This window comes from Streptomyces lushanensis, from assembly GCF_001700515.1.
Lineage (GTDB): Bacteria > Actinomycetota > Actinomycetes > Streptomycetales > Streptomycetaceae > Streptomyces > Streptomyces lushanensis.
This window is the reverse complement of sequence record NZ_MAUD01000242.1, coordinates 1-9377: the sequence shown is the minus strand read 5'-3', so window position 1 is coordinate 9377 and position 9377 is coordinate 1. Positions and strand designations below refer to the sequence as shown.

Sequence of the window (9377 nt, the reverse complement as noted above, 5' to 3'; positions counted from 1 at the left end):
CACCGGAAAACCCGGACCACGGAGCGAGAAATGGGTCCACAGCCGCCAGCCGCCCGAGGGCAGAAGTACGGTTTCACTCATGGCTGGACTACCTCCCGGGGAAGAACGTCGGAGAGCGCGCCGCCGGCCGTGCACCACTCCAGGACCGCACGGGCGCTGTGATACTTGTTCTCGGCCTGCCGGAACGCGATGCTCGCGGGCCCGTCGAGGACCTCGGCGGTGACCTCCTCGCCGCGGTGGGCGGGCAGGTCGTGCATGAACAGCGCGTCGGGGCTGGTGGCCATCACGGCCCGGCCGACCTGGAAAGGAGCGAACAGGCGTCGCCAGTCCGGGTCGGGTTTGGCGGTGCCGGTGGTCTGCCAGCGGGTGGTGTAGACGACATCGGCCGGCGGCAGCCCGTCCATGTCGTGGCGCTGCTCGACGCGGGCGCCGGTGGTCTTGGCGTTGACGGCGGCGCGTTCGAGATAGCGCCCGGCCACTCCGTATCCGGGCGGTGTCCGCAGATACAGCTCGGTGTTCGGGTAGCGGGACAGCGCCAGGGTGAGCGCGGACGCCGTGTTGTTGCCCTCGCCGACATAGAGCACCCGCAGGCCCTCGATCCGGCCGAACGTGCCCATGAGCGTGGTCAGATCGGCGAGCGCCTGGGTGGGATGCTCGTCGGCGCTCATCGCGTTGACGACGGCCATCCGCCGCTGGTCCGCGTAGGCGCGCAGCTCGGCCTCGCTCCCGGCGGTACGGGCGACCAGTACGTCGATCATCCCGGACAGCACGGCGGCGGTGTCCTCCACGCTCTCGCCGGTGTTCTCCTGGAGGTCGCCGGGACCGTAGGTGATCAGCCGCCCGCCGAGCCGCAGCGTGCCCGCCGAGAAGGCGGTACGGGTACGGGTGGAGGTCTTGCGGAAGAGGACGCCGACGACGGCGTCGTGCAGCGGGCGCGCGTCCTCCAGCTCACCGGCCGCGTACCGGACACCGCGCCGGACGATACGGTCCAGCTCCTCGGTGCTGAGATCGTCGATGGAGATGATGTGACGGCGGATCGGACGGCTCATCGGGTCCTCCCTGGTCTGCGGCGGGTGACGGGTCGGCGGCGGATCGGACGGCGGACCGGGCTGCGGTTGCGCATCAGCGCACCCTCAGCCCTTCGTGAAGGACCGCCAGACCGCGGTCGAGCCGGCCGGCGTCGATGGTCAGCGGCGGCATGACCTTGATGACCTCGTCGTGGCGTCCGCACAGCTCCACGATCAGGCCGTGCTCGAAGGCGTACCGCTGCGCGGAGCGGGCCCGTTCGGGACCTCCGGCACCCGCGGTGTCGATCCCGAGGACCATGCCCCGGCCGCGTACGGCCAGGGCCGGGTCGAGCGCGGTGAGTTCGGATCGGAACCGGTCGAGCCGCCCGGCCGCGTGGGCCACGCCCGCCCGGAACGAGCCGTGCTGCCACAGTTCGCACGCGGCGGTCGCGGCGACGAACGCGAGCTGGTTGCCGCGGAACGTACCGGTGTGCTCCCCGGGCTCCCACACATCGAGTTCGCGCCGGAACAGGGTCAGCGAGAGCGGAAGCCCGTAGCCGCTGATGGACTTGGAGACGGTCACGATGTCGGGGACGATCCCGGCGTCCTCGAAGCCGAAGAACGTGCCGGTGCGCCCGCAGCCCGCCTGGATCTCGTCCAGGATCAGCAGAATCCCGTGGCGCCGGGTGAGCGCGCGCAGCCGGCGCAGCCACTCCCCGCTCGCCGGATAGACACCGCCCTCCATCTGCGTGGGCTCGACGATCACGGCGGCGGGCACGTCCGTACCGGACGAGGGGTCCGCGAGCAGCCGCTCGATGAAGGCGATGGAGTCGAACGGGCCGAGCGGGCCGTCCTCGTACGGTACGAACGTCACGTCCTGGCCGCTCACTCCGCCGGCCCGGCGGGCGCGGCGGCTGCCGGTGACCGCGAGGGAGCCGCGGGACATTCCGTGGTATGCGCCGGAGAAGGCGATGAGCCCGGTGCGTCCGGTCGCCTTGCGGGCCAGTTTGAGCGCGGCCTCCACCGCGTCGGTGCCGGTGGGCCCGGCGAACTGCACCTTGTAGTCCAGGCCCCGCGGGCGCAGCACGAGCTCGGCGAAGCGGGCCAGGAACTCGCGCTTGGCGACGGTGTGCATGTCCAGGCCGTGCATGATGCCGTCGGAGGCGAGATAGTCGGTCAGCCGCTGCTTGATGAAGTCGTTGTTGTGCCCGTAGTTCAGACTGCCCGCGCCGCAGAAGAAGTCGATGAAGGTACGGCCGTCCTCGGTGTGGAGTTCGGCTCCCTTGGCCCGTGAGAAGACCACGGGGAAGGTACGGCAGTAGAGCCGGACCTCCGACTCCAGCTCCTCGAAGACGGAGACGTCGGGAGGTACGGCGGGGACATGGGGCAGGGGACGGCCGGTGCGGCCGGTGTCGTCGAGCGGCTGGTGGAGGGGGACGGTGGTCGTCATGCGGGTCCTCTCGGCTTCGGATGGTGCGGCCGGCCGGTGGGCACTGCCCGGCGGCGGGTGGTGGTTTCGCTCAGCGGCCGGCCCTGCGCCGCGCGGTGAGCACCGGCGCGGCACGGTCGGCCGATACCCGGGGATAACCGTCCAGGGCGGCGGCGAGGGCGGCGACGGTCGTATGGTCGAACAGGGCCCGCACCGGTACGTCGATACCGAGCTCGCCCCGCAGCCGTACGGAGACCCGGGTGGCGAGCAGGGAGTGGCCGCCGAGCCGGAAGAAGTCGTCATGGGCGCCGATCTCCGGCGTCCCGAGGACCGTCCGCCAGACATCGGCGATGGTCCTCTCCTGCGGGGTGCGCGGCGGCTGATGACCGACGTCCTTGCCGGGCAAGGAGGGTGACGGGGCGTCGGGCAGCGGAAGCGCCTTGCGGTCCACCTTTCCCGTGACGGTGGTGGGCAGTTCGTCGAGGACCATGAAGGACGCCGGGACCATGTAGTCGGGCAGGGTCGTCAGCAGCCCCTCGCGCAGTTCACCGGGGCCCGGGGCCGGGTGGCCCTCGCGCGTCACCAGATAGGCGGTGAGGCGCGGTTCGCCGGAGGCGTCCGGGGTCGGGTGGACGACGGCCGCGCGGATCGCGGCGAAGGTCAGCAGGGCGGCCTCGATCTCACCGGGCTCCATCCGGTGGCCGTGGATCTTCACCTGGTGGTCCGCGCGGCCCAGGATCTCCAGTGATCCGTCCGGCCGCAGCCGCCCGAGATCCCCGGTGGCGTAGAGCCGCCCGCCGGGCCGGGTGGCGTAAGGATCGGGCAGGAACACCTCCGCGGTCTGCTCCGGCCGGTCGTGGTAGCCCCATCCGACGGACGCGCCGCCGATGTGGATCTGTCCCGTCGCACCGGCCGGCACCGGCTCCAGGCGCTGGTCGAGCAGCCGTACGGTGCAGTTGTCCAACGCGGCCCAGTCCCGTACCCGCCCGTCGGGCCCGAGCCGCGCCATGGTCGCCCATACGGTCGTCTCCGTCGGCCCGTACAGGTCCCAGACACGGGCGCCGCGGGCGGTGAGTGTCCGCACGAGACCGGGGAGGATCTTCTCGCCGCCGCAGAGCACGGTCAGCGCGGGCGGCGGCGACCAGCCGGTGTCGGTCAGCATCCGCAGGACGACGGGTGTGGCCTGGAGCACGGCGGGACGTACGGCGTCCATCAGACGGATCAGCCGCTGTGGGTCCCTGGCCTGCTCCGGGTCCGCCATCACCACCTGCGCGCCGGTGATCAGCGGCAGGCACAGCTCCAGCAGGGACGGGTCGAAGGAGAGAGTGGTCACGGCCATGACCGGCGTCCCGGGCCCGAGGCCGAGCCGGTGCGGCAGCGACAGCAGGAAGTTGGTCAGCGCCCGGTGGGGGATCATGACGCCCTTGGGCGTACCGGTGGAGCCCGAGGTGTGGAAGATGTACGCCTGCTCGTGCGGACGGGCCGGGCGGTCCGGGCGTGCCGAGGGCCGTGCGTCGATCTCCCGGCGGTCCTGGTCCCGGTCGAGCAGCAGGGTCCGTACGCCCGTGCCGGCGAGACGGCCGGCGAGCGCCCGCTCGGTGATCGCCAGCCGGGCACCGGTGTCGGCGACGAGACGGGCCAGCCGCGCGTCCGGGTGCAGCGGATCGAGCGGCTGGTACACCGCGCCCGCCTTGAACACGGCGAGCAGTGCCACGACGAGCCCGGCGCCGCGCGCGAGATGGACACCGACCGGGGTGCCGGGACCGGCACCGAGCTCCCTCAGCAGATGCGCGAGCCGGTTGGCCCGCGCGTCGAGCGCGGCATAGGTCAGTTCGGCGTCCGCCGCCCGGACGGCGAGCGCGTCGGGCGTGGCCGTGGCCTGGCGCTCGAACAGTCCCGCCATGGTCAGTTCCGGTACGGGGCGTATGTCGCCCGCGCCCCGGTCGAGCAGCCGGCGCCGCTCCTTGGCGGGCAGCGCGGAGACGCTCCGGGCGGTCTCGGCCAGGGGCGCGTCGGGCGCGGTGAGCACACCGCGCAGCAACTCCTCGTAGCCGTCGGCGAGATGCCGCATGGTGTCGGCGTCGAACAGCGCGGTGGCGTACTGCATCCGTCCCGAGAGATGTCCTTCCGGGCTGCCGATGAGATCGAGCACCAGGTCGAGCGGGGTGCCGCTCGCGGGCGTGGAGACCAGCTCCGTCTCCAGACCCGGCAGTTCGGGTTGTTCCGCCTCACCGCCCAGCAGCAGGAAGGAGACCTGGAAGAGCGGATTGCGGGACAGGTCGCGCTCGGGGGTGAGTTCGGCGACGATGTGCTCGAACGGGGCGTCGGCGCGGGAGAGGTCCGCGAGGGTGGTGTCCCGCACCCGGCGCACCAGTTCACCGAACGTCGGGCGTCCCGACAGATCGGTCCGGAGCACCACGGTGTTGACGAAGAGCCCGATCAGCCGCTGGAGTCCGGGCCCGCTCCGCCCGGCGACCGGGGTGCCGACGGCGAGATCGGTCTGTCCCGTGTAACGGCCGAGGAGCGCCTGGAAGGCCGCGAGCAGCACCATGAAGCGGGTGGCGCGCTGGGACCGGGCGAAGGCGTCGACCGCGCTCACCAGCTCGGCGGGAAGCCGGAACCGTGTCATCGCGGCGTCGCCCCGCCAGACCTCGGGACGAGGCCGGTCGGTGGGCAGTTCGAGCGGCGCGAGGCCGTCGAGCCGGGCGCGCCAGTAGCGGGTCCGGTCGGACAGGCTCTCCCCGGAGAGCAGTTCACGCTGGCGGGCCGCGAAGTCGGTGTACTGGAAGGGGAGTTTTGGCAGTGCGGCGGGCTCGCCCGAGGTGCGCTCCCGGTAGTACGCGGCGAGTTCCCGGGTGAGGACGCCCCACGAGGTGAAGTCGAAGGCGATGTGGTGCACCACCACCAGCAGGAGATGGTCGCCCGGCGCCATCCTGGCCAGGGTGAGCCGCAGCGCGGGCGCGTCCGACAGCCCGAGCGGCCGGCGCAGTTCACGCTCCACGACCGAGCGGAGCCGCTCCTCGCGGTCCTCGTCCGGGACCTCGGTGAGATCGACGCGGTCGAGCGGGACCGCCGCCTCGGCGACGACCTCGGGGACGGGCTCGCCGTCGGCCGGGAGGTAGCGGGTGCGCAGTACCTCGTGGCGGGCGACGACATCGGCGAAGGCGCCGGTGAGCGCGGGTACGTCCAGCTCACCGCGGAGCCGCAGGGCCAGCGGGAGGAGATGGTCCGCGGAGCCGGGCCGGAGCTGGTCCAGGAACCACAGCCGCTGCTGCGAGAACGAAGTGGTCCGGGACGTGGTCCGGGTGCCGTCGGCTGAGCGGCTGTCAGCGGGGTCCACCGGCTGCCTCCATGGGTCGGGATGTCTGCCACGTCCGTGGTGGCCGTGGTGGCACAGCGAGAGCTTGCTTGCCGCGCCGGGCGCGGCAACAGGGAAGGAGTGGCAGCGGTCCGCCGCCGGGCTTGCTGCGCTTATGTCTCTGTGCGCCGGGTCCGCCGAGCGGGCACGCTCGGCCGCGCGGGACGCACCGCCGGGCCGGGGGCCGCCGGCCTGACCGGAGCGGCCCTGACAGGCGCGAGCCCGATCGGAACAGGCCGGCCCGGGTCACGGCGGCCGGGAGCGGACGGCCGGAGCGGAACGCCCGGGGCGGACGGCCGGCTCAGATCAGACCGGTACGGACGCCGTACGCCACCGCGTGGGCCCGGTTGCGTACCTGGAGCCGGGCCATCAGGTCGTAGATGACGTTCTTCACCGTGTGCTGCGAGCACGCGAGACTCCGGGCGATGGCCGCGTTGCCGTGCCCTTCCGCGACCAGGGCCAGCACTCTGGTCTGACGTGCCGTCAGGGGCGGTACGGGAACGGGATCCCGCGGTTGCGGCGCGTACTGCTCGGCGCCGCTGCTGAGCAGCCGTACCAGCACACCGGAGGGCAGCCGGCCCTCGCCGTGGTAGGCGGAGCGCACACCGGCCGCCAGCCGGGCCGGGCTCGCCTCCGACGACTGGAGCATGGCCAGCGCCCCGGCCCGTACACCGCGCAGCACACCGGCGGCCGTGAAGGTGTCGGCGACGACCAGCAGACGACGGCCGCCCGGGCGGTCCAGGGCCGGGCCCGCGTCGAGCGCCTCGTCGACCGTGCGCGCGGCGGCCACCAGGACCACCTCCGGTGAGGGCGCCGGGGCGCGCTCGATCCCGGCCCGGCGCAGTGCCGCGGCGACGGGCTCGCCGAGGGCCGGGCCCGGCGCGCTGAGATAGACGCGCGGCCGGTCCCGCTGGGGCGGGAGCGGCGCCGGCCCGGGGGTGCCGGGGGCCGTGAGGTCCGCGAGCAGCAGGCGCAGTTGGGACGTCAGCGGTGGGGCCGCCACCGTGGGCGCGCTCACAGCAGGCCCGCCCGCAGCGCGTAGGCCACCGCGTGGGCGCGGTTGCGGAGCCGGAACCGCTGGGTGATGTCGCGCATCACCGTGGTCACCGTTCTGGTCGAGTAGCTCAGCTCCTTGGCGATCTCGCCCGTCTCACGGCCGTCCGCGACCAGCCGCAGCACCGCGCGTTCCCGTTCGTCGAGCCCCCAGCCCGCGATGGCCGGTTTCGCGGGTCTCCCGCCGGACGCGTCCGCGCTCTGTTCCAGCAGCCGGTCGAGGAGGTCGGGCGGAACCGTGCTGTCGCCGCCGGCGGCGGTGAGGACCGTACGCACCAGCCGGTCGGCGCTCGCCTCGCGGCGCCGCAGCAGTCCACGGGCGCCCGCCGCGATGGCGTGCAGGGCCTCCGCCGGAGTCAGGTCGGTGGCCACCAGCACCACCTCGGGCCGGTGCGGCTCTCCGCGGACGGCCCGGACCATGTCCATCGTCTCGTGGGCCACCTGGTCCACCATCACAACGGTCACCTGGGCCGCCTCACGCGACAGCACCAGGACGACATCCGGGCTGCTGTGCAGGGCGCTCCTGGCGCCCGCCTCCAGCACCGGGTCCAGTGCGACCACGCTGACAGGCATCGGTTCACCCATGGGGTACTCCTCTTCTCCGTGCGGCGGGTGGCTCGATACACACCTTCGGCTCGGCGGGGAGCCCGTCACATCGGTGCCGGTCCCCCGTATTCACGGGAATGCCGGGACACACCCCCCGGAAAGGCACCGTGACCGGCGCGTCACCCGGCACGGCCACCGAACGGGCCCCGCGCGCCCGGCTCCGGCCCCGGGGCGCGTGTGCCGCCCGTACACGGACCGGTGAGCGGGCGGTTCCCGTGCCGGGCGCGGTGCGTGGGGGACGCGGGGCGGAGGGTGGGTAACCCGGGCGCGGAATATGGGGGATCCGCCCCCATGCCGCTCCGGTGCGGTTCTGTCAGGGTTGCCGATGTGACCTTCTCCGCCCCCACCTCCGCCACCGCCCCGGGACTGGCCCGCCGCTGGTGGGCATACGGCCTGACGCTGCGCGAGCGGCTGGACCTGCCGTACGCTCCCGTCTCCGCCGAGCCCGGCGCGGCGGCCGAGCCCGGCGGGACACGTGAGCGCCGCGCGCTGTCGGAGCTGGAGCAGGCGTGCTGGAACGCACGGCTGGATGTCCTGGGGATCGCGCCGGAACGGGCCGCCGCCCTCGCCACTGAGTCGGCGGAGCGACTGGGCGGACGGGCGGCCGAGCCGGACTGGGCTCTGTTCGTCGAGACAGCGCTCGCCTCGGCGCCGGACGCGGCGGGCCCGGGTGGCGGGGAAGGCGCGTCCGGCGCCGCGGGCTCCGACGTGTTCGTCCCGCTCTTCCGTCCGCTCGTCGACGCGGCGGTCGGGGCGCTGACCGGGAAGCACGGCCCGCTGGATCCCGCCGTGGCCGACACCGCCGCGCTGACCGAGCGGTTCGCGGAGCGGCTCGGGCGGGAGCTCGCCCGCCGGGCCGCCCGTACTCTCACCGCCGAACTCGCCGCCGCGCGTACGGCGGGAGGGCTGTCGGGCGACGGCCCCGAGGACCGGTTCGCGGACTTCCTGCGGCAGACGGGCGGCGCGCGAGGACTGGCCCGGCTCTTCACCGGCTATCCGGTGCTCGCCCGTCTGCTCGCCCAGACCTGCCGGTTCACCGCCGACGCCGTCGCGGAACTGCTGCTCCGGTTCGCCGCCGACCGTACGGCCATCGTCGCGGAGCTGCTGGACGGAACCGATCCCGGACCGCTGGTGGCCCTGGACCTCGGGCTCGGCGACACCCATGAGCGCGGCCGGTCGGTGGCGCTGCTGCGCTTCGCGGACGGTTCCACCGTGGTCTACAAGCCCCGTCCGCTCGGCCAGTACGGCTTCCTCGACCGGATGGTGGAGTGGCTCAACGGCAAGGTGGCGGATCTCGGCCTGCGGACCGTGGCGACCCTCGCGCGGGACGGCTACGGCTGGCTCCAGTACATCGGCCATCTCTCCTGCGCGTCCGTCGCGGACATCCACCGGTTCTACCGGCGGCAGGGCGCGCTGCTGGCCCTGGTGTACGCGGTCGAGGGCTCCGATCTGCACTACGACAACCTGGTCGCGCACGGCGATCAGCCGGTGCTGGTGGATGTCGAGACGCTGCTGCACGCCACCCTGGCCGAGCCGATGACCGCCGGACCCGATCCGGCCTCGGCCGCGCTCGCCGCCTCGGTGCACCGGACCTGTCTGCTGCCGCAGCTCATGGTCGGCGAGCTGGGCGCCGTCGACATCTCGGCCGTGGGCGGTGCGCCCGACGACAGCGGCCCGCACGCGGTGATCGCCTGGGAGGGCGCGGGAACGGACACGATGCGCCTGGTGCGCCGTCCGGTCCCGTTCACCGGTGGCCGCAACCGGCCGCTGCTGGCGGGCAAGGACGTCGCGGCGGGCGAGTACACCGGCGCCCTGCTCAGCGGCTTCCGCGCGGGCTACGACGCGATCGTCGCCCACCGGGACGAACTGCGCGGCCCGGACGGGTTGCTGACGCGCGAGGGCGCGGCCGGGCCCGGCCGGCTGG

At 73.6% G+C, this 9377-nt stretch carries 6 protein-coding genes; 1 reads left to right on the top strand and 5 read right to left on the bottom strand.

Annotated elements, in window-relative coordinates; genetic code table 11:
* Positions 1-77: 77 nt before the first annotated feature.
* From BFF77_RS20295 to BFF77_RS20275, 5 genes are all read right to left on the bottom strand, one after another.
* Positions 78-1049, bottom strand: coding sequence for an ornithine carbamoyltransferase (locus BFF77_RS20295; RefSeq protein WP_066951913.1), 972 nt, complete (start codon positions 1047-1049; stop codon positions 78-80).
* Between the two features lie 73 nt (positions 1050-1122).
* Positions 1123-2457, bottom strand: a complete 1335-nt coding sequence (ectB, locus tag BFF77_RS20290; protein WP_079125326.1) for a diaminobutyrate--2-oxoglutarate transaminase — start codon at positions 2455-2457, stop codon at positions 1123-1125.
* Positions 2458-2527: 70 nt separating this feature from the next.
* On the bottom strand, positions 2528-5776 hold the full coding sequence (locus tag BFF77_RS20285; RefSeq protein ID WP_066951911.1) for a non-ribosomal peptide synthetase: 3249 nt from the start codon (positions 5774-5776) through the stop codon (positions 2528-2530).
* A 319-nt stretch (positions 5777-6095) separates the two neighbouring features.
* Positions 6096-6812 carry a helix-turn-helix transcriptional regulator gene (locus BFF77_RS20280; RefSeq protein ID WP_245703607.1) on the bottom strand — a complete coding sequence of 239 codons (717 nt, stop codon included), beginning with the start codon at positions 6810-6812 and terminating at the stop codon, positions 6096-6098.
* Positions 6809-7432 (bottom strand): response regulator transcription factor, encoded by a 624-nt coding sequence (locus BFF77_RS20275; protein WP_066951908.1) that lies wholly within the window; start codon positions 7430-7432, stop codon positions 6809-6811. Before BFF77_RS20275 ends, BFF77_RS20280 begins: the two co-directional genes overlap by 4 nt.
* Before the next feature lie 348 nt (positions 7433-7780).
* Here BFF77_RS20275 and lanM point away from each other — a divergent pair.
* Positions 7781-9377: type 2 lanthipeptide synthetase LanM (gene lanM / locus BFF77_RS20270; RefSeq protein ID WP_169922694.1), on the top strand; the 1597-nt coding region annotated here is incomplete at its 3' end.